24 protein-coding genes are annotated in these 22,230 nt (G+C 74.7%); 2 read left to right on the top strand and 22 right to left on the bottom strand.

What is annotated here, in order from left to right; all coding sequences use genetic code 11:
• Nucleotides 1–91 precede the first annotated feature (91 nt).
• The 11 genes from rpoZ to pyrR form a co-directional block, all read right to left on the bottom strand.
• Nucleotides 92–355: a DNA-directed RNA polymerase subunit omega gene (gene rpoZ, locus MY526_RS15655; RefSeq protein WP_012949163.1), complete on the bottom strand. Its 264-nt coding sequence runs from the start codon at nucleotides 353–355 to the stop codon at nucleotides 92–94.
• A gap of 61 nt (nucleotides 356–416) precedes the next feature.
• A complete protein-coding gene (gene gmk / locus MY526_RS15650; protein ID WP_436694619.1) occupies nucleotides 417–1,031 on the bottom strand; it encodes a guanylate kinase in 615 nt (204 codons plus the stop codon).
• A 40-nt stretch (nucleotides 1,032–1,071) separates the two neighbouring features.
• Nucleotides 1,072–1,422: an integration host factor, actinobacterial type gene (gene mihF / locus MY526_RS15645; RefSeq protein WP_436694620.1), complete on the bottom strand. Its 351-nt coding sequence runs from the start codon at nucleotides 1,420–1,422 to the stop codon at nucleotides 1,072–1,074.
• A 375-nt stretch (nucleotides 1,423–1,797) separates the two neighbouring features.
• A complete protein-coding gene (pyrF, locus tag MY526_RS15640) occupies nucleotides 1,798–2,676 on the bottom strand; it encodes an orotidine-5'-phosphate decarboxylase (protein ID WP_436694621.1) in 879 nt (292 codons plus the stop codon).
• Nucleotides 2,673–3,644 (bottom strand): dihydroorotate dehydrogenase, encoded by a 972-nt coding sequence (locus tag MY526_RS15635; protein WP_436704403.1) that lies wholly within the window; start codon nucleotides 3,642–3,644, stop codon nucleotides 2,673–2,675. Before MY526_RS15635 ends, pyrF begins: the two co-directional genes overlap by 4 nt.
• Nucleotides 3,641–4,555 (bottom strand): dihydroorotate dehydrogenase electron transfer subunit, encoded by a 915-nt coding sequence (locus MY526_RS15630; RefSeq protein WP_436704401.1) that lies wholly within the window; start codon nucleotides 4,553–4,555, stop codon nucleotides 3,641–3,643. Before MY526_RS15630 ends, MY526_RS15635 begins: the two co-directional genes overlap by 4 nt.
• Nucleotides 4,552–7,854: a carbamoyl-phosphate synthase large subunit gene (gene carB, locus MY526_RS15625; RefSeq protein WP_436704399.1), complete on the bottom strand. Its 3,303-nt coding sequence runs from the start codon at nucleotides 7,852–7,854 to the stop codon at nucleotides 4,552–4,554. Before carB ends, MY526_RS15630 begins: the two co-directional genes overlap by 4 nt.
• Nucleotides 7,854–9,023 carry a glutamine-hydrolyzing carbamoyl-phosphate synthase small subunit gene (gene carA / locus MY526_RS15620; protein WP_436694625.1) on the bottom strand — a complete coding sequence of 390 codons (1,170 nt, stop codon included), beginning with the start codon at nucleotides 9,021–9,023 and terminating at the stop codon, nucleotides 7,854–7,856. The genes carB and carA overlap by 1 nt, the downstream gene beginning before the upstream one ends.
• The gene (locus tag MY526_RS15615) at nucleotides 9,020–10,306 is read right to left on the bottom strand and encodes a dihydroorotase (protein WP_436694626.1); all 1,287 of its coding nucleotides are present in this window, start codon (nucleotides 10,304–10,306) and stop codon (nucleotides 9,020–9,022) included. The genes carA and MY526_RS15615 overlap by 4 nt, the downstream gene beginning before the upstream one ends.
• Nucleotides 10,303–11,223 carry an aspartate carbamoyltransferase catalytic subunit gene (locus MY526_RS15610; protein ID WP_436694627.1) on the bottom strand — a complete coding sequence of 307 codons (921 nt, stop codon included), beginning with the start codon at nucleotides 11,221–11,223 and terminating at the stop codon, nucleotides 10,303–10,305. The genes MY526_RS15615 and MY526_RS15610 overlap by 4 nt, the downstream gene beginning before the upstream one ends.
• A complete protein-coding gene (gene pyrR, locus MY526_RS15605) occupies nucleotides 11,220–11,792 on the bottom strand; it encodes a bifunctional pyr operon transcriptional regulator/uracil phosphoribosyltransferase PyrR (protein WP_436694628.1) in 573 nt (190 codons plus the stop codon). The genes MY526_RS15610 and pyrR overlap by 4 nt, the downstream gene beginning before the upstream one ends.
• Nucleotides 11,793–12,010: 218 nt before the next feature.
• Here pyrR and bldD point away from each other — a divergent pair, with 218 nt between their 5' ends.
• Together bldD and MY526_RS15595 are read left to right on the top strand one after the other, a co-directional pair.
• Entirely contained in the window at nucleotides 12,011–12,562 is a 552-nt protein-coding gene (gene bldD / locus MY526_RS15600) for a transcriptional regulator BldD (protein WP_091217936.1), read from the top strand.
• 125 nt (nucleotides 12,563–12,687) lie between these two features.
• Nucleotides 12,688–12,846: a hypothetical protein gene (locus MY526_RS15595; protein WP_436694629.1), complete on the top strand. Its 159-nt coding sequence runs from the start codon at nucleotides 12,688–12,690 to the stop codon at nucleotides 12,844–12,846.
• Nucleotides 12,847–12,850: 4 nt separating this feature from the next.
• Here the strand turns inward: MY526_RS15595 and nusB are convergent, their stop codons facing one another.
• From nusB to ruvX, 11 genes are all read right to left on the bottom strand, one after another.
• Nucleotides 12,851–13,258: a transcription antitermination factor NusB gene (gene nusB / locus MY526_RS15590; RefSeq protein ID WP_436694630.1), complete on the bottom strand. Its 408-nt coding sequence runs from the start codon at nucleotides 13,256–13,258 to the stop codon at nucleotides 12,851–12,853.
• Nucleotides 13,259–13,272: 14 nt separating this feature from the next.
• Nucleotides 13,273–13,833, bottom strand: a complete 561-nt coding sequence (gene efp / locus MY526_RS15585; protein WP_436694631.1) for an elongation factor P — start codon at nucleotides 13,831–13,833, stop codon at nucleotides 13,273–13,275.
• Nucleotides 13,833–14,963 (bottom strand): M24 family metallopeptidase, encoded by a 1,131-nt coding sequence (locus MY526_RS15580; protein ID WP_436704397.1) that lies wholly within the window; start codon nucleotides 14,961–14,963, stop codon nucleotides 13,833–13,835. Before MY526_RS15580 ends, efp begins: the two co-directional genes overlap by 1 nt.
• A 268-nt stretch (nucleotides 14,964–15,231) precedes the next feature.
• The gene (gene aroQ / locus MY526_RS15575) at nucleotides 15,232–15,666 is read right to left on the bottom strand and encodes a type II 3-dehydroquinate dehydratase (protein ID WP_436694633.1); all 435 of its coding nucleotides are present in this window, start codon (nucleotides 15,664–15,666) and stop codon (nucleotides 15,232–15,234) included.
• Nucleotides 15,663–16,709: a 3-dehydroquinate synthase gene (gene aroB / locus MY526_RS15570; RefSeq protein ID WP_436694634.1), complete on the bottom strand. Its 1,047-nt coding sequence runs from the start codon at nucleotides 16,707–16,709 to the stop codon at nucleotides 15,663–15,665. The genes aroQ and aroB overlap by 4 nt, the downstream gene beginning before the upstream one ends.
• A gap of 83 nt (nucleotides 16,710–16,792) precedes the next feature.
• Entirely contained in the window at nucleotides 16,793–17,338 is a 546-nt protein-coding gene (locus MY526_RS15565) for a shikimate kinase (protein ID WP_436694635.1), read from the bottom strand.
• Complete coding sequence (gene aroC, locus MY526_RS15560) at nucleotides 17,335–18,513, bottom strand: chorismate synthase (RefSeq protein ID WP_436704395.1); 1,179 nt, start codon at nucleotides 18,511–18,513, stop codon at nucleotides 17,335–17,337. The genes MY526_RS15565 and aroC overlap by 4 nt, the downstream gene beginning before the upstream one ends.
• A gap of 78 nt (nucleotides 18,514–18,591) precedes the next feature.
• Nucleotides 18,592–19,248 carry a prepilin peptidase gene (locus MY526_RS15555; RefSeq protein WP_436704393.1) on the bottom strand — a complete coding sequence of 219 codons (657 nt, stop codon included), beginning with the start codon at nucleotides 19,246–19,248 and terminating at the stop codon, nucleotides 18,592–18,594.
• A gap of 11 nt (nucleotides 19,249–19,259) precedes the next feature.
• Nucleotides 19,260–20,090 (bottom strand): shikimate dehydrogenase, encoded by an 831-nt coding sequence (locus MY526_RS15550; RefSeq protein WP_436704391.1) that lies wholly within the window; start codon nucleotides 20,088–20,090, stop codon nucleotides 19,260–19,262.
• Nucleotides 20,083–21,579, bottom strand: coding sequence for an endolytic transglycosylase MltG (gene mltG, locus MY526_RS15545; protein ID WP_436704389.1), 1,497 nt, complete (start codon nucleotides 21,577–21,579; stop codon nucleotides 20,083–20,085). The genes MY526_RS15550 and mltG overlap by 8 nt, the downstream gene beginning before the upstream one ends.
• Complete coding sequence (gene ruvX, locus MY526_RS15540; RefSeq protein WP_436694640.1) at nucleotides 21,576–22,226, bottom strand: Holliday junction resolvase RuvX; 651 nt, start codon at nucleotides 22,224–22,226, stop codon at nucleotides 21,576–21,578. Before ruvX ends, mltG begins: the two co-directional genes overlap by 4 nt.
• Between the last annotated feature and the right edge of the window lie 4 nt (nucleotides 22,227–22,230).

Here is a 22,230-nt window from a genome sequence, read left to right as displayed (position 1 = left end):
ACGACGGCGCCCCCGGAACGAACCGGAGGCGCCGGTGAGGACCCCGTCCTCCCCACCCTTCGCAAGCTCAGGGCGGGATCGGGACGGGGCCTCAGTTCTCGCCGGCGGTGTGGGTGAGCAGGCCCTCGTTGATCTCGCGCAGCGCGATCGAGAGCGGCTTCTCCTGCGGGGCGGTGTCGACCAGCGGGCCGACGTACTCCAGCAGGCCCTCGGAGAGCTGGCTGTAGTAGGCGTTGATCTGCCGCGCGCGCTTGGCGGCGAAGATCACCAGGCCGTACTTGCTGCTGGTGCGCTCGAGCAGCTCGTCGATCGGCGGGTTGGTGATGCCCTCGGGGGCGGGTGCGACTCCGGACACGGGCGGGCGTGCTCCTCAGATCGTTCGACGGGAGTGGCGGGCGGCGCTGGCCGCGGGCCCGCTACTCGTGGGCGCCGCTGCCCCGCTCAGGGCGGCCGGACGACGGCGCAGTCAGCAAGCCTACCAACTCGTCGGCGGCCCGGGTGACGTCGTCGTTGACCACCACCACGTCGAACTCCCCCGCGGCGTCCAGCTCGGCCTGCGCGATGGCCAGCCGGCGCTCCTGCACGGCGGGGGGCTCGGAGCCCCGGCCGGCCAGCCGGCTGACCAGTTCGGCCCAGGACGGCGGGGCGAGGAAGACCAGCTGGGCACCGGCGTCGCGGGCGCGGACCTGCCGGGCCCCCTGGAGCTCGATCTCCAGCAGCGCCGGTGCCCCGGTGGCCAGGCGCTCGCGCACCGGGGCGGCCGGCGTGCCGTAGCGGTTGCCCGCGTACTCGGCCCACTCGAGGAGCCCGTCCTCGGCGATCAGCCGGTCGAACTCCGCGTCGTCGACGAAGTGGTAGTGCACTCCGTCGAGCTCACCGGCGCGGGGCGGCCGGGTGGTCGCCGACACGGACAGCCAGACCTCCGGGTACCGGCGCCGGACCTCGGCCACGACCGTGCCCTTGCCGACCCCGGAGGGTCCCGAGAGCACGGTCAGCCGCGCCGGTGTGCCTTGCTCGGCAGCACGTCCCACTCGTCGTCGTCCTCGACCTCCGGGCGCCTCGTCGTGCGGGTCAGCCCTCCGCGGCGACGTGGTCGGCGGAGACCTGGTCGCCGCCGAACTCCGCTTCGAGGGCCTTGCGCTGGTTGGCACCCAGTCCGCGCACCCGGCGGGTCGGGGAGATCTCGAGCCGCTCCATGATCTTGGCAGCCCGTGCCTTGCCCACTCCGGGCAGGGACTCCAGGACCGCGGAGACACGCATCTTGCCGATGACCTCGTCGCTCTCACCCTGGCGCAGGACGTCGCCCACGGTGGCGCCCTTGCTCTTGAGCCGCTCGCGCAGCTCGGCACGGGACTTGCGGGCGGCGGCGGCCTTCTCGAGTGCAGCGGCGCGCTGTTCGGGGGTCAGATCAGGGAGGGGCATGGTGCGACCCAATCGTGTCGTCGCCGGCTCGCGGTTCGACCGGCGGGGGCTCCGGTGCTGTGTCGGGGACAGAGCTCACTGCTGAGCCTGTCGGCCAACCTAGTTCCCGGAAAAGCGCAGGTCACGCCCGTCTTTCCGGTTCGTTTCACGCGGAGGGTGACTCGCCGGCCACGGTGCGTTCAACACCGTGCTCACGGTCTGTCATCCCCGCAGGTCAGCGACGACCGTCGCGGGCCCTACGGTCGGTTCCGGAAGCGGACGGTTCCGTCCGACACGCCGGTCGCGACACGCCGAGCGGAGCCGGAAACCGCTGGTGACGAGGCCGTCGGGGCGCTCGGTCGGGTGACCACCGCCGCCGTCCCGACGCCTCGCGCCTCACCCGGCCAGCTCGGTGGCCCACCGGTCGGCCGCGGCCCGGAGTGCGGCGGGGTCGGGGCCGGCGGACAGCACGTCGCGGGACACGGTGGGGACGACGGCCGCGTCGCCGCCGAACAGCCGGCGCAGGTCGGCCACCGATCCACCCTGGGCGCCGAGACCGGGAGCCAGCACCGGACCGCCGAGCCCGGCGAGGTCGACGTCGATCTCGCGCAGGGTGGCGCCGACGACCACCCCGAACGAGCCGGTGTGCGCGCCGAACCGGCTGCTCAGGTCGCGGACGGCGGCGACGTCGGGCAGCGGGTCGCCGACGACCCAGCCCGGGGTGTTCCAGCCGCGCACGGTGTCGACGACGACCTGCGCGACCGACCGCTCCCCCACCAGGGCGTGCTGGAGCGTGCCCGCGTCGGGGTTGGAGGTGCGGGCCAGCACGAACAGCCCGCCGCCGAACCGGCGCGCCGTGTCGACCGCGGGCTGCAGCGAGCCGGGGCCGAGGTACGGGCTGACCGTCATGGCGTCCACGGTCAGCGGGTGGTCGGGGCGCAGGTAGTCGGCGTAGGCGTCCATCGTCGAGCCGATGTCGCCGCGCTTGGCGTCCAGCAGGACGAGGGCACCGGCGGCCCGCGCCCGCGCGACGGCGTCCTCCAGGACGGCCAGGCCCCGGGAGCCGTGCCGCTCGTAGAAGGCCAGCTGCGGCTTGAGGACGGCGACGCTGCCGGCCAGCCCGTCGACGACCGCGTCGGTGAACCGAGCCAGGCCCGAGGGGTCGTCCGACAGCCCCCAGCGCTCCAGCAGCGGCGCGTGCGGGTCGATGCCCACGCACAGCGGGCCGCGGGCGGCGACGGCGTCGGCCAGCCGCTCGCCGAACGGTTGTCTCATCGGTGCGCGTACCCGACGGCGTCGCGCAGGCTCGCGAAGCCGCGCGCGGCCAGTGCCGCGGCCAGCTCGTCGTGCACGCGGCCCACCGCCGAGGGGTCGGCGAACACCGCCGTCCCCACGCTGACCGCCGACGCGCCGGCGAGGACGAACTGCAGCGCGTCCAGACCGGTGCGGATGCCGCCCATCCCCAGGATCGGGACCTCGGGGAGCGCCTGGTGCACCTGCCACACGCAGCGCAGCGCCACGGGGCGGATCGCCGGGCCGGAGAGCCCGCCGGTGATCCCGCCGAGCACCGGGCGCATGGTGTCCGGGTCGATGACCAGCCCGAGCAGGGTGTTGATCATCGACAGCCCGTCGGCGCCGGCGGCGACCACCGAGCGGGCCACCCCCACGATGTCGGTGACGTCGGGGCTGAGCTTCGCGTAGACCGGGTGCGCCGGGTCCGCGGCCGCCCGGACGGCAGCGACGACGTCGGCGGCGGCGACCGGGTCGCAGGCGAAGACCTCGCCGCGGCTCTCCACGTTCGGGCAGCTGATGTTGACCTCGAGACCCAGCACGCCGGGCGCCCCGCGCAGGCGCGCGGCCAGCTCGGCGAAGTCCTCGACCCGGGTGCCCGCGATGGAGACGAACGCCCGGGCGCCGCGCGCGGCCAGCCACGGCAGCTCGTCGGCCAGCAGCCCGTCGATGCCCGGACCCTGCAGGCCGATGGAGTTGAGCATCCCGCTCGGCGTCTCCGCCATGCGCGGCGTCGGCCGGCCGGACCGGGGCCGCAGCTGCACCGACTTGGTGACCACCGCGCCGATCGCGGCCAGGTCGACGAACGGCTCGAGCTCCTCCCCGAACGCCGAGCAGCCCGACGCGGTCAGCACCGGGCTCGGGATCGGCGCCGTCCCCAGCGCCGTCGACATGTCGACGGCCGTCTCGGAGGGGCCGACGTGGCCGCTCTGGCCCTTCAACGTCGCGGTCACGGTGCCACCACTCCCATCGCGTCGGCGCCCACGACGTCCCACGGCAGGGCGCCCAGGTCGGCGAAGCGCACCCGGTCGCCGCCGAACACCGGGCCCTCGGTGCACGACCGGGAGAACCGGGTCCGCCCGTCGGCCCCGACCACCGGCAGCACGCAGGTCATGCAGACCCCGATCCCGCAGGCCATCGACTCCTCGACCGCCACGTAGGACGGCACGCCGGCCGCGGTGGCCGCGTCCGCGACCGCGCGCAGCATCGGCATCGGCCCGCAGGCGTAGACCACGCCGGCGTCCCCGAGCAGCTCGGCCACCGCGTCGGTCACCCGGCCGCGCCGGCCGGCGCTGCCGTCGTCCGTGGTCACCGCGACCGTGCCGGCCACGGCGGCCAGCTCGTCGACGGAGCACAGCCGCTCCGCCGAGGCGGCCCCGGTGACCGCGTCGACCGGGTGTCCCTGGTCGCGCAGCAGCTCGGCCAGCCCGACCAGCGCCGCGGCGCCGTACCCGCCGCCGACCAGCAGCGCCCGCGCCCCGGGCGGAGCGGCCGGGAAGGGCCGGCCCAGCGGGCCGACGACGTCGACGGTGTCCCCCGTCCGCAGCCCGGCCAGCCAGGTCGACCCGGGCCCGTGCGGCGCGACCACCACGGTGACCCGGCCGTCGGCCGCACCGGCGATCGCGATGGAGCGGCGCAGCAGGTGCGCCGAGGTCGGCCCGCCGACGGCGAAGGCGACGAACTGACCCGGTTCGGCGCGCCCGGCGATCTCCGGGGCGGTCAGCGTCAGCTCCACGTAGGCGCCGACCGGGCGGCGTCCGGTCACCTCCACGACGCGCTGCACCGGCGGGTGCGCGGCCCGCGGCGCCGGCTCGGTGAGCAGCGGGGCAGGGACGGCCGTCCCCGCCCCTGAGGCGGCGGTCACGGGTTCGTCCCGGCGGCGAGGGCGGCGTGGACCTCCTGGAGGCTGCGCACCCCGATGTCGTCGCGGCGCAGCGCCTCGACGCCCTGCACCGCGGCGGCCAGCCCCTGCACCGTGGTGATGCACGGGATGCCGGCGGCGACGGCGGCGGTGCGGATCTCGTAGCCGTCCAGCCGCGGCCCGCTGTTGCCGGGCGCGCCGAACGGGGTGTTGACGACGATGTCGACGTCGCCGGCGAGGATCCGCTCGACGACGTTGCCCGGCCCCTCGCTGAACTTGCCGACCACGTCGCAGGAGACGCCGTTGCGGCGCAGCACCTGCGCGGTGCCGGAGGTGGCCAGCACGTGGAAGCCGAGGTCGGCCAGCCGCTTGACCGGGAAGATCGCCGAGCGCTTGTCGCGGTTGGCCAGCGAGACGAACACCGTCCCCTCGGTGGGCAGCGAGCCGTACGCGGCGGCCTGGGACTTCGCGAACGCCGTCCCGAAGCCGGTGTCGAGGCCCATGACCTCGCCGGTGGACTTCATCTCCGGGCCGAGCACGGTGTCGACGTTGTGCCCCTCGACCGTGCGGAACCGGTGGAAGGGCAGCACCGCCTCCTTGACCGCGATCGGCATGTCCGCGGGCAGGTCCGCGCCGTCGCCGGTGGCCGGCAGCACGCCGGCGGCGCGCAGCTCGGGGATGGTCTCCCCGACCGCGATGCGCGCGGCGGCCTTGGCCAGCTGGACGGCGGTGGCCTTGGAGACGAACGGCACGGTGCGGCTGGCCCGCGGGTTGGCCTCCAGCACGTAGAGGATGTCGTCCTTGACCGCGTACTGGACGTTGATCAGCCCGCGGACGCCGACCCGGGCCGCGAGCTTCTCCGTCGCGGCGCGGATGCGCACCAGGTCGGCCGAGCCGAGGGTGATCGGCGGCAGCGCGCAGGCGGAGTCGCCGGAGTGGATGCCGGCCTCCTCGATGTGCTCCATGACGCCGCCGAGGTAGAGCTCGTTGCCGTCGTAGAGCGCGTCGACGTCCACCTCGACGGCGTCCTCGAGGAACCGGTCGACCAGCACCGGGTGCTCGGGGCTGACGTCGGTGGCCTTGGCGATGTAGGCCTCCAGCGTGGCGTCGTCGTAGACGATCTCCATGCCGCGCCCGCCCAGCACGTACGAGGGGCGGACCAGCACCGGGTAGCCGATGACCGCCGCGATCTCCCGCGCCTCGGCGAAGGTGGTCGCGGTGCCGTGCTTGGGTGCCAGCAGCCCGGTGTCGTGCAGCACCCGGGAGAAGGCGCCGCGGTCCTCGGCGGCGTCGATGGACTCCGGCGAGGTGCCCAGCACCGGCACGCCGGCGTCCTTGAGCCGCTGCGCCAGACCCAGCGGCGTCTGCCCGCCGAGCGTGCAGATCACCCCGGCGACGGGGCCGGCGGCGCGCTCGGCCTCCACCACCTCCAGGACGTCCTCGAAGGTCAGCGGCTCGAAGTACAGCCGGTCGGCGGTGTCGTAGTCGGTGGAGACGGTCTCCGGGTTGCAGTTGACCATCACCGCCTCGTAGCCGGCGTCCTGCAGCGCCGCGAGCGCGTGCACGCACGAGTAGTCGAACTCGATGCCCTGCCCGATCCGGTTGGGGCCGGAGCCGAGGATGAGCACCGCCGGCTTCTCCCGCGGCTCGACCTCCGTCTCCTCGTCGTAGGAGGAGTAGTGGTACGGCGTGCGGGCGGCGAACTCCGCCGCGCAGGTGTCGACGGTCTTGAAGACCGGCCGGATGCCCAGGCGCCACCGGAGCCTCCGGACGCCGTCCTCCCCGGCCAGCTCCGGCCGCAGCGCGGCCACCTGCCGGTCGGAGAGCCCGTACCGCTTGGCGCGGCGGAGCAGGTCCGGGGTGAGCGACGGCGCGTCGTGCACCTCGGTGCCGATCTCGGTGACCAGGGCGATCTGGTCGACGAACCACGGGTCGAAGCCGCTGGCCTCGGCCACCTGCTCGACCGTGGCGCCGGCGGAGAGCGCCTGCTCGGCCAGGTAGAGCCGCCCGTCGACCGGGGTGCGCAGCCGCTCGAGCAGCTCGGCGGGGTCGGCGTTGGCGTCCTCCACCCCGGTCCAGAACCCGGCCACGGAGGTCTCCGTGGACCGCATGGCCTTGCCCAGCGCCTCGGGGAAGTTGCGGCCCAGGGCCATGACCTCGCCGACGCTCTTCATCGTCGTGGTCAGCCGCGGGTCGGCGCCGGGGAACTTCTCGAACGCGAACCGCGGGATCTTCACCACGACGTAGTCCAGCGCCGGCTCGAAACTGGCCGGCGTGACGCCGGTGATGTCGTTGGTGATCTCGTCCAGCGTGTAGCCGATGGCCAGCTTCGCGGCGATCTTGGCGATCGGGAAGCCGGTGGCCTTGGACGCCAGCGCGGACGACCGCGACACCCGAGGGTTCATCTCGATGACGACCAGCCGGCCGGTCTGCGGGTGGACGGCGAACTGGATGTTGCAGCCGCCGGTGTCGACGCCGACCGCGCGCAGCACGGCGATCCCGACGTCGCGCATCTGCTGGTACTCGCGGTCGGTGAGGGTCATCGCCGGGGCGACGGTCACCGAGTCGCCGGTGTGCACGCCCATCGCGTCGATGTTCTCGATGGAGCAGATGACCACCACGTTGTCGCTGCGGTCGCGCATCAGCTCGAGCTCGAACTCCTTCCAGCCGAGCACCGACTCCTCGATGAGCACGGTGTGCACCGGGGAGTCGGCGAGCCCGTGCCCGGCCATCCGGCGCAGCATCGGCTCGTCGGTGGCGATGCCGGAGCCGAGCCCGCCCATGGTGAAGCTGGGCCGGATGACGACCGGGTAGCCGACCTCCGCGGCCGTGGCGAGGGCCTCCTCGACGCTGGCGCAGACGGTGGAGCGCGGGGCGTCGGCGCCGATCGACCGGACGATGTCCTTGAACATCTGCCGGTCCTCGCCGCGGTTGATCGCGTCGACGTCGGCGCCGATGAGCCGCACGCCGTACCGCTCGAGGACGCCGTTCTCGTAGAGCCCGATCGCGATGTTGAGCGCGGTCTGGCCGCCGAGGGTGGCCAGCAGCGCGTCGGGCCGCTCCTTGGCGATGACCTTCTCGACGAACTCCGGGGTCAGCGGCTCGACGTAGGTGGCGTCGGCGATCTCCGGGTCGGTCATGATCGTCGCCGGGTTGCTGTTGACCAGGCTGACCCGCAGCCCCTCGGCCCGGAGCACCCGGCAGGCCTGGGTGCCGGAGTAGTCGAACTCGGCGGCCTGGCCGATGAGGATCGGCCCGGAGCCGATCACCATCACGTGGTGGATGTCGGTGCGCTTGGGCATCAGGCGTTCTTCTCCGCGGTGCTGTGCTCCACGACGGGAGGCGGGCTGACGGCGTCCCCGGTGTCCCGGGTGCGCTCCATGAGGTCGACGAAGCGCTGGAACAGCGGCGCGGCGTCGTGCGGGCCGGCGGCTGCCTCGGGGTGGAACTGGACGCTGAACGCCGGGGCGTCGAGGCAGCGCAGCCCCTCGACGACGTCGTCGTTGAGGCCCACGTGGCTCACCTCGACCCGCCCGTAAGGGGTGTCGGTGGGCCGGTCCAGCGGGGCGTCGACGGCGAAGCCGTGGTTGTGGCTGGTCACCCGCACCGTGCCGCTGACCCGGTCGAGCACCGGCTGGTTGAGCCCGCGGTGGCCGAAGCGCAGCTTGTAGGTGCCCAGGCCGAGCGCCCGGCCCAGGATCTGGTTGCCGAAGCAGATGCCGAACAGCGGGCGGCCGGCGTCGAGCACGCCCCGCACCGCCTCGACCGCGTAGTCGGCGGCGGCCGGGTCGCCGGGGCCGTTGGAGAGGAAGACGCCGTCGGGCCCGGCGGCGAGCAGGTCCGCGGCGGTCGCGGTGGCGGGCAGCACGTGCGTCTCGACGCCGAGCTCGGCCAGGTGCCGCGGCGTCGCGGTCTTGATGCCGAGGTCCAGCGCGGCGATGGTGAACCGCTTCTCCCCCACCGCCGGGACGACGTAGGGGTCGTTGGCGGTGACCGCGGGGGCGAGGTCCGCGCCGGTCATGCTCTCCGACGCGAGCACCCGGACCAGCAGGTCGTCGGCCGACAGCCCGTCGCTGCTGATGCCGGCCCGCATGGCGCCGCGCTCGCGCAGGTGCCGGGTGAGCGCCCGGGTGTCGACGCCGCTGATGCCGACCACGCCCTGGGCGACCAGCTCGTCGTCCAGGCTGCCGGTGGCCCGCCAGTTGGCCGGCCGGCGGGCGGGGTCGCGGACGACGAAGCCGGCCACCCACATGCGGCGGCTCTCGTCGTCCTCGCCGTTCACGCCGGTGTTGCCGATGTGCGGGGCGGTCATGACGACGACCTGGCGGTGGTAGCTGGGGTCGGTGAGGGTCTCCTGGTAGCCGGTCATCCCGGTGGAGAACACCGCCTCGCCGACCGTCGTCCCGACCGCGCCGTAGGCCTCGCCCCGGAACGTCCTCCCGTCCTCGAGGACGAGTACTGCTTCTCTCAACGAACTGCCTTCCCGTCCAGAACGGTCGGCGTCCCCCGCAGGAACGTCGCGACCACCCGGCCGGGGAGCTCCCGGCCGGCGTAGGGGCTGTTGCGGCTGCGGCTGGCCAGCGCCGCGGGGTCGACCACCGACCGCGCGGCCGGGTCGAGCAGCACCAGGTTGGCCGGCTCCCCGGGGGTCAGGGGACGGCCGTGCCCGTCCAGCCGGCCGATCGCCGCGGGCCGCGCCGACATGCGGTCGGCGACGCCCCGCCAGTCGAGCAGGCCGGTCTCGACCATGGTCTGCACGACCACGGCCAGCGCCTGCTCCAGGCCCAGCATCCCCGGCCGGGCGCTGGCCCACTCGGTCTCCTTGTCCTCCACCGCGTGCGGCGCGTGGTCGGTGGCGACGGCGTCGATCGTGCCGTCGGCCAGTCCGGCGCGCAGGGCCTCGACGTCGGCGTCCGTGCGCAGCGGCGGGTTGACCTTGAAGACCGGGTCGTAGCTCTCGGCGCACGCGTCGGTGAGCAGCAGGTGGTGCGGGGTCACCTCGGCGGTCACCTGGACGCCGCGGGACTTCGCCCAGCGCAGCAGCTCCACCGAGCCCGCCGTCGAGACGTGGCAGACGTGCAGCCGCGCGCCGACGTGCCCGGCCAGCAGCACGTCGCGGGCGATGATCGCCTCCTCCGCGGCGGCCGGCCAGCCGGCCAGGCCCAGCCGGGCGGAGCGGTCGCCCTCGTGCATCTGCGCGCCGGCGGTCAGCCGCGGCTCCTCCGCGTGCTGGGCGACGACGCCGTCGAGGGCCTTCACGTACTCCAGCGCCCGGCGCATCAGCGCCGGGTCGGCGACGCAGTGGCCGTCGTCGGAGAACACGCGGACGCGGGCGGCGGAGTCGGCCATCGCGCCGAGCTCGGCCAGCCGCTCGCCGGCCAGGCCCACGGTCACCGCGCCCACGGGGACGACGTCGACCAGCCCGGCCGCCTGGCCCAGCCGCCAGACCTGCTCGACGACGCCGGCGGTGTCGGCCACCGGGTCGGTGTTGGCCATGGCGTGCACCGCGGTGTAGCCGCCGAGGGCCGCCGCGCGGCTGCCGGTCTCGACCGTCTCGGCGTCCTCCCGGCCGGGTTCGCGCAGGTGGGTGTGCAGGTCGACGAGGCCGGGGAGGGCGATCAGCCCGCCGGCCTCGACCACCTCGGCACCGGGCGCGGAGAGGCTCTCCCCGATGGCGGCGATCCGGCCGTCCGCCACCAGGATGTCGGCGGCGTCCTCGCCGTAGGGGCGGGCCCCCGTGATGAGCAACGTCATGAGGGGGCGCCTCCCAGCAGCAGGTACAGGACGGCCATGCGCACGGAGACGCCGTTGCCGACCTGCTCGACGATCGTGGAACGGACGGAGTCGGCCACCTCGGCGGCGATCTCCATGCCGCGGTTCATGGGGCCCGGGTGCATGACGATCGCGTCGTCGGCCAGGGCGCCCACCCGCCGGGTGTCCAGGCCGTAGCGGCGGCTGTACTCCCGCGCGCTGGGGAAGAACGAGGCGTTCATGCGCTCGGCCTGGACCCGCAGCATCATCACCACGTCGGCCTTGGGCAGCACGGCGTCCAGGTCGTAGGAGACCTCCGCCGGCCAGCTGCCCACCCCCACCGGCAGCAGCGTGGGCGGGGCGACCAGGGTGACCTCGGCGCCGAGGGTGTGCAGCAGCCGCACGTTGGAGCGGGCCACCCGGCTGTGCAGGACGTCGCCGACGATCGCGACCCGCACGCCCTCGACCCGGCCCAGCCGGCGCCGGATCGTGTAGGAGTCCAGCAGCGCCTGGGTGGGGTGCTCGTGCGTGCCGTCGCCGGCGTTGACGACGCTGCCGCGGACCCAGTTCGCCAGCCGGTGCGGTGCCCCGGAGGCGCCGTGCCGGACGACGATCGCGTCGCTGCCCATCGCCTCGAGCGTCAGCGCGGTGTCCTTGAGGCTCTCGCCCTTGGAGACGCTGCTGCCCTTGGCGGAGAAGTTGATGACGTCGGCGGAGAGCCGCTTGGCCGCCAGCTCGAACGAGATGCGGGTGCGGGTGGAGTCCTCGTAGAAGAGGTTGACGACCGTGCGGCCGCGCAGCGTCGGCAGCTTCTTGACCTCGCGGCCGGCGAGCGCGGCGTCGATCTGCGCCGCGGTGTCGAGCACCAGCGTCGCGTCGGCGCGGTCGAGGTCGGCCGCGTCCAGCAGGTGTCGCTTCACGCCTTCTCCCCCTCCGTGACCAGCACCTCGTCGGTGCCGTCGATCTCGTCCAGGTGCACGCGGACCTGCTGCGCGCGGGAGGTCGGCACGTTCTTGCCGACGTAGTCGGCGCGGATCGGCAGCTCCCTGTGGCCGCGGTCGACCAGCACCGCGAGCTGCACCGCGCGCGGCCGGCCGAGGTCGCGGAGCGCGTCGAGCGCCGCGCGGACCGACCGGCCGGAGTAGAGGACGTCGTCGACGAGGACGACCAGCCGGCCGTCGATGCCGCCCTCGGGCAGGACGGTGACCTCCAGCGCCCGGACGCCGCGCAGCCGCAGGTCGTCGCGGTAGAGGGTGATGTCGACGGTGCCCACGTCGACACGGGTGCCGGAGAAGGCCTCGATGCGGGCGGCGAGCCGGCGGGCCAGTGGGGCGCCGCGGGTCGGGATGCCGACCAGCACGAGGTCGGCGAGGCCGTTGCCCGCCTTCTCGATCAGCTGGTGGGCCATCCGGTCGACCACGCGGGCGACGTCGGGGGCGGTGAGGAGCGGTGCGGGGCTGCCGAGGGCAGCCGCGGACGAGTCGGCCATCAGGCCTCCTTCCCCGCCTCACTGGACGGGTCGTTAAAGGAGTGGTTGGACCGGAACCGACGGTACTGCACCCTCCGGTGTGACCCGCACCGCGCCCCGGAGAGGCGGAGATCGGATCCCGTCACCCGACAGGAGTCTTCTGGTGTCGCACTCTCCGCTCGACCAGTACGCTCCGTGACGACAACTCGACTTCGACGACGGACAGTGAGCAGGAAGCGATGAGCACCGACTACTCACGGGCCCTCGGTGCCCGGCTCCGGGCCATCCGGAACCAGCAGGGTCTCTCCCTCCAGGGTGTGGAGGACAAGTCACACGGCCGGTGGAAGGCCGTCGTCGTCGGCTCCTACGAGCGCGGCGACCGCGCGGTCACCGTGCAGCGGCTGTCCGAGCTGGCGGTCTTCTACGGCGTCCCGGTCTCCGAGCTGCTGCCCGACCCGCGGCCGAGCTCGGCGGTCACGTCGACGACGAAGATCGTGCTGAACCTGGAGTCCCTGGGCTCGCTGCCCGCCGACGAGGCCGGCCCGCTGGCCCGCTACGCCTCGACGATCCAGGCGCAGCGGCACGACTACAACGGCAAGGTCCTCTCGATCCGCGCCGAGGACCTCAAGTCGCTGGCGATCATCTACGACATGAGCCCCGACGAGCTGACCTCCCGGCTCATCGAGTGGGGCGTGCTCTCCCCCGGCATGGAGAGCGTCGTGGGCTTCGGCGGCGACGAGGACGAGGACGAGGTCAACCCCAACTGGGAGCGCCGCCGCACCCCGCGCTGACCCGGAGACGTCGAGGGCCCCTGACCGCACGGCGGTCGGGGGCCCTTCGCACGTCCGGCACAGGAAAGTGTCAGAGGGGCTCCCTAGCGTCGCCCGTGTCGCCGCCGATCCCCGAGGAGCCCCTGATGAGCCTGCCCGACCCGGTCCCCGTCGTCCTCGACGGTGAGCTCGTGCTCGCCGCCCGCCGGCGGGCGGCGCTGCGCCGGGTGCACCGGCAGCGGTCGGCCGCCCGGCTCACCGCGATGCTGGTGGCCGCCGGCCCCGGAGCCGGCCGACCGGGCTGACGCGTCAGCTGGTGGGCAGCTCCGCGTCGAGGATCGCGCCGAGGACGCCGTTGACGTAGGCCGGCGAGTCGTCCGTGGACAGCGCCTTGGCCAGCTCGACCGCCTCGTCGATGACCACGGCGTCGGGCACGTCGTCGGCCCACAGCAGCTCGAAGACCGCCATCCGCAGGATCGCGCGGTCGACGTCGGGCAGCCGCTCCAGCGACCAGCCGGTCGCGTGCCGCTCGATCAGCTCGTCGATGCGCGGCCCGTGCTCGACGGCGCCCTCGACCAGCCGGACGGCGTGGTCCGGGATCGGCGGGCTGGCGTCGGCCACCCGCTCGCGCAGCAGCACCAGCGGGTCGGCGCTGCGGACGTCGGCCTCGTAGAGGACGTCGACGGCGCGCTTGCGCGCCTTGGAACGGGCAGCCACGGGGAGCCGGTGCGTCAGTTGGCGCGGCCGAGGTACCGGCCGTCGCGGGTGTCGACCTTGAGCTTGTCGCCGGTGTTGACGAACAGCGGCACCGCGATCTGGGCGCCGGTCTCCAGGGTGGCGGGCTTGGTGCCGCCGGTGGAGCGGTCGCCCTGCAGGCCCGGGTCGGTGTGCTGGACGACCAGTTCCATGGTCACCGGGAGCTCGACGTAGAGCGGGTTGCCGTCATGGACCGCGACGACGACCTCGGTGTTCTCCAGCAGGTAGTCCGCCCCGCCGCCGACGGTCTCGGCCGGCACGTGGATCTGCTCGTAGGTGTCGCCGTCCATGAAGACGTAGTCGGTGCCGTCCTTGTACAGGTACGTCATCGACCGCTTGTCCACGTTGGCGGTCTCGACCTTGGTGCCGGCGTTGAACGTCTTGTCGACCACCTTGCCCGACAGCACGTTCTTCAGCGTGGTGCGGACGAAGGCGCCGCCCTTGCCCGGCTTCACGTGCTGGAACTCGGTGACGGTCCAGAGCTGGCCGTCGAGGTTGAGGACCAGGCCGTTCTTGAGGTCGTTGGTGGTAGCCATCAGAGGACCAGTAGTTCCTTGCTCGTGAGGGTCAACAACTCGGGCTCGTCGTCCGTGACGATCAGGGTGTCCTCGATCCGGACTCCGCCGTGGCCGGGGAGGTACACCCCCGGCTCCACGGTGACGGCCATGCCGGCGGCCAGCGTACCCGCGCCGAGCTGCCCGATGCCCGGCGCCTCGTGGATCTCCAGCCCCACGCCGTGCCCGAGGCCGTGGGTGAAGTGCTCGCCGTGGCCGGCGGCGGCGATGACCTCACGCGCCGCGGAGTCGACCGCGACCACGTCCGCGCCGACGGCGAGGGCGGCCCGGCCGGCGGCCTGCGCGGCCGCGACCAGCTCGTAGACCTCCCGCTGCCAGGCCGCCACGACCCCGCCCGGCCCGCCGAGGACGACGGTGCGGGTCATGTCGGAGTGGTAGCCGTCGACCGTCGCCCCGAAGTCCAGCTTGAGGAGGTCGCCCTCGCGCAGGACGGTCGTGTCCGGCCGGTGGTGCGGGATCGCGGAGTTCGCGCCCGCGGCCACGATCGTCTCGAAGGACGGCGCCTCGGCGCCCATGGCGAGCATCCGGGCGTCGAGCTCCCGGCCCACCTGCAGCTCGGTCCGTCCCGGCCGGAGCGCCCCCTCCGCGGCCAGCTCGGCAAGTGCCGCGTCGGCCACCGCGCACGCCCGGCGCAGCGCGTCCACCTCGTCGGAGTCCTTGATCGCCCGCAGTCCCTCCACCGCGCGGCGGACCGACACCAGCTCGGGCACGGTGCCGCCGGCCGCTGCGTCGGCGAGGACCGACTCCAGGCCGCGCAGCCCGTCGACGGTGACGTCGTGGCTCTCGTACCCGATCCGGCGGGCGGGCGGGCCCCCTGGATGAGAGCGCACCGCCTCGCGGGCGAGCGCGGCCGCGGTGTTCCGGTCGACGAGCAGCTCGACGTCGGGCACCTGGGTGCCGGCCTGGGTGGTGTAGCGGCCGTCGGTGCCGAAGACGTCCGGTCCGTCGGTGCGCAGCAGCAGCGCGCCGTTGGACCCGGTGAAGCCGGTGAGGTATCGGACGTTGAGCAGGTTGGTGACCAGGACGGCGTCCAGCCCGCGTTCGGCCGCGGTCGCCCGCAGCCGCTCGCGCCGCTCGGCGGCCCGGCTCACCGCGCCTCCCGTCGGGCTCGCTGTCGCCTCACCACGCCCCCCGTTCGGCTCCGCGCTCGCTCCGCTCCTCGCTCGCAGAGCTCGCTGCGATGCTCACTCGCTGTCGCCTCACCGCGCCCCCCGTTCGGCTCCGCGCTCGCTCCGCTCCTCGCTCGCAGAGCTCGCTGCGATGCTCACTCGCTGTCGCCTCACCGCGCCCCCCGTTCGGCTCCGCGCTCGCTCCGCTCCTCGCTCGCAGAGCTCGCTGCGATGCTCACTCGCTGTCGCCTCACCGGTGGTCCCGGGCCGCCAGCCAGCGCAGGGCCAGCACGTACCCGTCCACACCCAGCCCCGCGATCACGCCCTGGGCGACGCGGGAGACGTAGGAGAAGTGCCGGAACTCCTCGCGCTTGTGGATGTTGGTGACGTGCACCTCCAGCACCGGCGCACTCGTCGCGGCCAGCGCGTCGTGGAGGACCACCGAGGTGTGCGACCACCCGCCGGGGTTGATGACGATCGGGGAGCCGGCGTCGGTCGCCTCGTACACCCAGCGCAGCAGCTGGCCCTCGTCGTCGGTCTGCCGGACCTGCACCTGCAGACCGAGCTGGGCGCCGGCGGACTCGATCAGCTCGACGAGCTGGGCGTACGTCGTCGTCCCGTACTTCTCCGGCTCCCGCAGCCCCAGCCGGCCGAGGTTGGCACCGTTGAGCACCTGGATCGTCACGCTTCCTCCGATACTGCGGCCCACGCCGCGTCGAGCCAGGCCTGGTCGGGGTCGGTGAGGATGCGCGGCCGGCCGAGCCCGTCGAGGACGACGAACCGCAGCGAGGCGCCGCGGGCCTTCTTGTCCACCCGCATCACCGACTGCAGCCGCGGCCAGTCGCCGGCGTAGCGGGTCGGCAGCCCCATCGCGTCGATCAGCCGCCGGTGCCCGTTGACCTCCGCGCGGGTCAGCAGCCCCGCCTGGCCGGCCAGCTCGGCGGCGAACACCAACCCGACGGCGACCGCCTCGCCGTGCCGCCAGCCGAAGTCCTCCACGCGTTCGATCGCGTGGGCGAGGGTGTGCCCGTAGTTGAGGAACTCGCGCACGCCGGTGTCGAAGAGGTCCGTACCCACCGCGTCGGCCTTGACCTGCACCGCGCGCTCGATGAGCTCGGCGGTGTCCCGGCGGCCGGTGGGGTCGGCGTGGAGCAGGTCGAGGATCGCGCCGTCGGCGATGAAGCCGCACTTGACCACCTCGGCCAGCCCGGCGCGGAACTCCGCCTCCGGCAGCCCGGCGAGGACGTCGGTGTCAGCGAGCACCGCGGCCGGCGGGTGGAACGCGCCCACGAGGTTCTTCCCGGCACCGGTGTTGATCCCGGTCTTGCCGCCGACCGCGGCGTCCACCATGCCCAGCAGGCTGGTCGGCACCTGCACCACCCGCACGCCGCGCACCCAGGTGGCGGCGAGGAAGCCGGCGAGGTCGGTGACCGCACCGCCGCCCACGCCGACGACGGCGTCGGTCCGGGTGAGCCCCAGCCGGCCGAACTCCTCCCAGGCCGCCGCGGCGACCTCGGCGGTCTTGGCCGCCTCCCCGTCGGGGACGACGACCGCCTCGGCGGCGACGCCCGCGGACTGCAGGATCTCGACTGCGGCGCCCGCGCGCGCGGCCAGCGGCGGCGCGTGCACGACGGCGGCGCGGGCCGTCCCGGCCAGCACCAGGCCCAGCTCCACCTGCGCGGCGGGGCCGATGACGACCTCGTAGGGCTTGTCGCCCGCGACGTTCACCCGTCGCCTCATCATCGGTTCGCTCCCGCGGGCCGCTCCGCTCCTCGCTCGTTCCTCGCTGCGAGGCTCGCGCCCCTGTCCGCTCACGGCGTCGCCGCGCGGAGGGCGGTGGCCACGTCGGCGATCACGTCGCCGGGCTCCCGGTTGCCGGTGGGCACGGTGACGGTGGCGACCTCGGCGTACAGCGGAGCCCGCGCGAGGAGCAGGTTGCGCAGCGTGGCCCGCGGGTTCATGCCGAGCACCGGGCGCTCGCGGCCCAGGCCCACCCGCCGGGCGGCGGAGGCCAGGTCCACGTCCAGCCAGACCACGGTGCCGCCGGCCCGGCGGTAGCCGAGCAGCAGCTCCCGCGTGGCCGCGCTGAGCACCGCGCCCCCCCCGAGGGCGAGGACGCCGGCGTGCGTGGCCAGGGCGCGTGCCACCGCCTGCTCCTCCAGGGCGCGGAAGAACGGCTCGCCCCGGTCGACGAACAGGTCGGCGACGGACTGACCGGTGACGTCCTCGATGTCGGCGTCGGTGTCGCGGAACGGGACGCCGAGCAGTTCGGCGATGGCGGTGCCGACGGTCGTCTTGCCCGCCGACGGCGGCCCGACGAGGACCACGCGGGGGCCGACGGGGTTCGCGGACGTCATCGGATGGGGAGGGCGTCGAGGTAGGCCTGCACGTTGCGCCGGGTCTCGGGCACCGAGTCGCCGCCGAACTTCTCCAGCGCCGCGTCGGCCAGGACCAGGGCGACCATCGCCTCCATGACCACCGCGCCGCGGGGCACCGCGCAGGCGTCGCTGCGCTGGTTGATCGCGACCGCCGGCTCGAGCGTCGACGTGTCGACGGTGGCCAGCGCGCGCGGCACGGTGGAGATCGGCTTCATCGCCGCGCGGACCCGCAGCACCTCGCCGTTGGTCATGCCGCCCTCGATGCCGCCGGCGCGGTCGGTGAGCCGCTGGACGCGGCCGTCGGCGAGCACGATCTCGTCGTGGGCGACCGAGCCGCGGCGGCGGGCGGTCTCCAGGCCGTCGCCGACCTCCACCGCCTTGACCGACTGCACGCCCATGAGCGCGCCGGCCAGCCGGGAGTCCAGCCGGCGGTCCCAGTGCACGTGGCTGCCCAGGCCCGGCGGGAGGCCGTGGACGACGACCTCGATGACGCCGCCGAGGGTGTCGCCGTTCTTCCGGGCGTCGTCGACCTCGGCGACCATCAGCTCGCTGGTCGCCGGGTCCGCGCAGCGCACCGGGTCCTCGTCGATCCGGGGGTTGTCCTCCGGGCCGGGGACGATGCCCTCGGGCGTGACGACCGGGCCGATCGCCACGACGTGGCTGACCACCTCGGCCCCGAGCGCCTGGCGCAGGAAGGCGCGGGCGACGGCGCCCAGCGCGACGCGGGCCGCGGTCTCGCGGGCGCTGGCCCGCTCGAGCACCGGACGGGCGTCGTCGAAGCCGTACTTCTGCATGCCGGCGAGGTCGGCGTGGCCGGGCCGGGGGCGGGTCAGCGGCGCGTTGCGCGCCTGCCCGGCGAGCACCTCGGGGTCGACCGGGTCCGCCGACATGACCGTCGTCCACTTGGGCCACTCGGTGTTGCCGATCTGGACGGCGATCGGCCCGCCCTGGGTGACGCCGTGCCGGACCCCGCCGGTCAGCGTGACGACGTCCTCCTCGAAGGACATCCGGGCGCCGCGGCCGTGGCCGAGCCGGCGCCGGGCGAGGTCGACGTCGAGGTCGGAGGTCTGCACCCGCACGCCGGCGGGCAGGCCCTCGAGGATGGCGGTGAGCTGCTGGCCGTGCGACTCACCGGCGGTCAGCCAGCGCAACATGACCCGGATTGTAGGAGGACCCCCCTTCCCCCCTTCCCCCGCAGGCTCGGGCGGGGCCCGGGAGGGTGGCCGTTCCCGTCACCACGTGCCGGCGAGCGCCAGGGCCAGCACGGCGCCGACGAGCAGCGGTGGCCCGAACGGGAGGGCGCTGCGCCAGCCGGCCCGGCCGGTGGCCAGCAGGGCCAGCGAGACCAGTGCCCCGGTGAGCAGGCCGAGGAAGACCCCGGCCAGCAGCGCGCCCCACCCGACCCAGCCGAGCACCAGGCCGAGCAGGCCCAGGAGCTTGACGTCCCCGAAGCCGAGGCCCCGCGGGGAGACCAGGGCGACCAGTGCGGCCAGCCCGAACGCGGCCGCGGCGGCCAGTCCGGCCCGGAGCAGGGCGGTCCAGGTCCCCAGGACGGCGGCGTCGAGCAGCAGGGCCGCGGCGACGACGCCCGCCGTGGGGTAGGTGACCCGGTCGGGCAGCCGGTGGACGGCGAGGTCCACCCCGGCCAGCACCACCCCGGCCGCGGCGGCCCAGAGCAACCCGAGCGTGGCGGGCCGCAGCCCGGCGAGCTGCAGCACGCCGGCCAGGGCGGCGGCGAGCACGGCGCCGGTGACCGCGGTCCGGAGCGGGCTCGCCGTCGCCGCGTCGTCCCGCGTCGCCAGGCGCACGGTCAGCCGGGCCAGCCAGGGGCCCAGCGCGAGCGCCGCGAGGACGGAGGCGGCGACCGCGGCCGGCGGCAGGTCCGCCACGCCGGCGGCGGTCAGCGGGCGTCCAGCGCCGCGCGCATCTCCGCGATCGGCGCCGGCTGCCCGGTCATCAGCTCGACCTGGACCGTGGCCTGCCAGAAGAGCACCTCGAGCCCGCCGACCACCGCGCCGCCCGCGTCGGCGACCGCCGTCGCCAGCGGGGTCGGCCACGGGTCGTAGAGCACGTCGAGGACGGTCTGTCCGGCCCGCCAGGGCAGCGCGGCCACGACCGGCTGCCCTCCGACGGGGACGGTGCTGACCACGACCGACGCGTCGACGACCGCCTGCTCCAGCGACACGACCGTCGTCGGCACGGTGAGGGTGTCGAGCACCCGCAGCAGGTCCCCGGCGCGGATCGGTTCCCGGACGACGACGTCGACGTGCTCGGCGCCCAGGGAGGCCAGCGCGACGGCCGCGGCCGCCGCCGTGCCCCCGGCGCCGAGGATCGCGGCCCGCTCGACCTGCTCGACGCCGGCCAGCTGCAGTGCCATGCCGATCCCGGTGACGTCGGTGTTCTCCGCCCGCCAGCCGGCGTCCGTGCGCACCAGCGTGTTGGCCGCGTGCAGCAGCCGCGGCAGCGGCTCGACGACGTCGGCGACGTCGGCCGCCGCCTGCTTGCACGGCATGGTGACCGAGAAGCCGCGCCACTCCTCGCTGAGCCCCGCGAGCAGGGTCGGGAGGTCCTCGGCGCCGATGTCCAGGGCGTCGTAGGTCCACTCGGTCAGGCCGAGCGCGGCGTAGGCGGCCCGGTGCAGCAACGGGGACAGCGAGTGCCCCACCGGGCGGCCGAGCACGGCCGCCCGCCGGGTGCCGACGGCCGTGCCCGGAGTCCTCCGGTCAGCCACCGCAGCCGAGGCCGGCGGCGGCACACCGCTCGCGCGCCGCCATGAACTCCGCGTAGTCGGCGGTGAAGAAGTGCTTCCCGTCCTCGGACTCCAGCACGTAGTACAGGAGGTTCCCGGCCGACGGCGAGAGCGCCGCCTCCAGGCTGGCCTCGCCGGGCGAGCTGATCGGCGTGGGCGGCAGCGCGGCCCGGGTGCGCGTGTTGTACGGGCTGTCGGTCTGCAGGTCGGTGACGGTGAGGTCGTTGCCGTTCTTGCCCAGGCCGTAGGCGAGGGTGGCGTCGATGCCGAGCGGGATGCCCTGGCCCAGCCGGTTGTAGACGACCTGCGCGACATCCACCCGCTCCTCGTCCAGCCGGGTCTCCGACTGGATCATCGAGGCGACGGTGACGATGTCGAAGACCGACCGCCCGGCCGCCGCGGCCCGCTGCTCGAGCTGGATGGTGGCGGCGGTCTCGGTGAACCGGCCGACCATCGCGCGGAGCATGTCGGACGGGGTGTCGTCGGGCTGGAAGTCGTACGTGGCCGGGAAGAGGAAGCCCTCGAGCTGGCCGTTGGCGTAGGCGGGCAGGCCGAGCGCGGCGTGGTCGCCCGCGGCGGCCTGCAGCTCCTCGACCGGGGTCTGGGTGCCCTCCGACAGCCGCTGCAGGATCTGCTGCACCGTGAAGCCCTCGGGGACGGTGACCCGCGAGAAGAGCCGTGTGGCCGGGTCGAGCAGCAGATCGAGGGCGGCCTGGCCGCTCATCTCCGACCGCATCGCGTAGACGCCGGGCTGGATGCCGCGCGCCGCCGGCTCGGTCTCCGCGGCGTCGACGAACGGGCCCACCGAGGCGATGACGCCGGCGTCGACGAGGCTGCGCGCGATGTCGCTGAGGGTGTCGCCCACCGCGATGCGGACCTCGACGCTGCCCGAGCCCTGGCCGGCGAAGTCCTGGCTCGGCGGGTTGACCAGGTCGATGAGCGCCTTGCCGCCGAAGACGATGCCGGCCACCAGTCCGACGAGGACGACGAGGGAGAGGACGACGGCCAGCGGGCTGCGCCGGCGGCCGGACCGGCGGCCCCCGCCGCCCTCGCCGTCGTGACCGTCGTCGCCGTGGCCGCGGCGGGACCGGCGGTGGTCGTCGGCGCCGGAGGCCCCCAGGACCTCCAGGCCGCCGGTGGACTCGTGCTCGTCGTCCCAGCCGTGCGGGTCGGGGTGGGCGGTGCCGTGGTCGTCGTCCGGGTGGAGGCGGGGCCCGGCGGTGAGCGGCTGGGCCACGGTCGCGTCGTCGTCACGACCGACGTCGGTGCGGCGCTGCATCCGGGACCAGGCACCGGGCGGCCGCGGGGGGAGGTCGGGCAGCGGGGCCGACGGGTGGGCCGCGCGCTCCTGGCCGTCGGTCCAGCGCGGCGGGACGGGGCGGGCGCTGCCGTTGCCCGGCAGCGGGCCGGTGGTGCGGTCCTCGGGCGACGCGTGCCGGCCCCGCCGCGCGGACGGGGCCGGATCGCTCACGACCGCTCCCGCTGGGCGTCCAGATAGGCCTGGAGGATGACCACGGCGGCCGCCTGGTCGATCACCGAGCGCTGCTGACGGCTGTCCAGACCGTTCGCCCGGAGGGAACTGGCTGCGGTCACGGTGGAGAGCCTTTCGTCGACGAGGTGCACGGGCACGCTGCCGATGCGCCCGGCGAGTGCCCGAGAGTAGGCACGCGCCTCCTTCGCCGACGCGCCCGACGCACCCGAGAGGTGCCTCGGCTCCCCCACGATCACCTCTGTCACCTCGTGTTCCACCACGAGGTCGGCGATCCGGTCGAGGTCGGACTCGTTCCGTGCCCGCTGCACCGTCTCCAGCGGGGTGGCCAGCGTGCCGCTCGGGTCGGAGATCGCCACCCCCACCCGGACCGTGCCGACGTCGATGCCGAGCCGGCGACCCTGCCGCTGGCGCCGCGGCGGGATGGGCAACCCGCCGGGGAGGCCGCCGGACAGGTCGATCTGCGAGGTCTCGTGCCGGACCGGCGGGAACCCGGCGGACAGGTCGATCTCTGTGGTCTCGTGCCGCACCGGCGGCGGAGTGGGGCGGGGCCGGGCCGGGGGCACCGCCGGGCGGCGCACCCGGCGCTCCCCCACCGGACCGGTCTCGTCGGGGCGCTGCTCGGGCACCTCG

The organism is Geodermatophilus sp. CPCC 205761, assembly GCF_051383655.1.
GTDB lineage: Bacteria > Actinomycetota > Actinomycetes > Mycobacteriales > Geodermatophilaceae > Geodermatophilus.
This window is presented reverse-complemented; position numbering and strand designations above follow the sequence as displayed.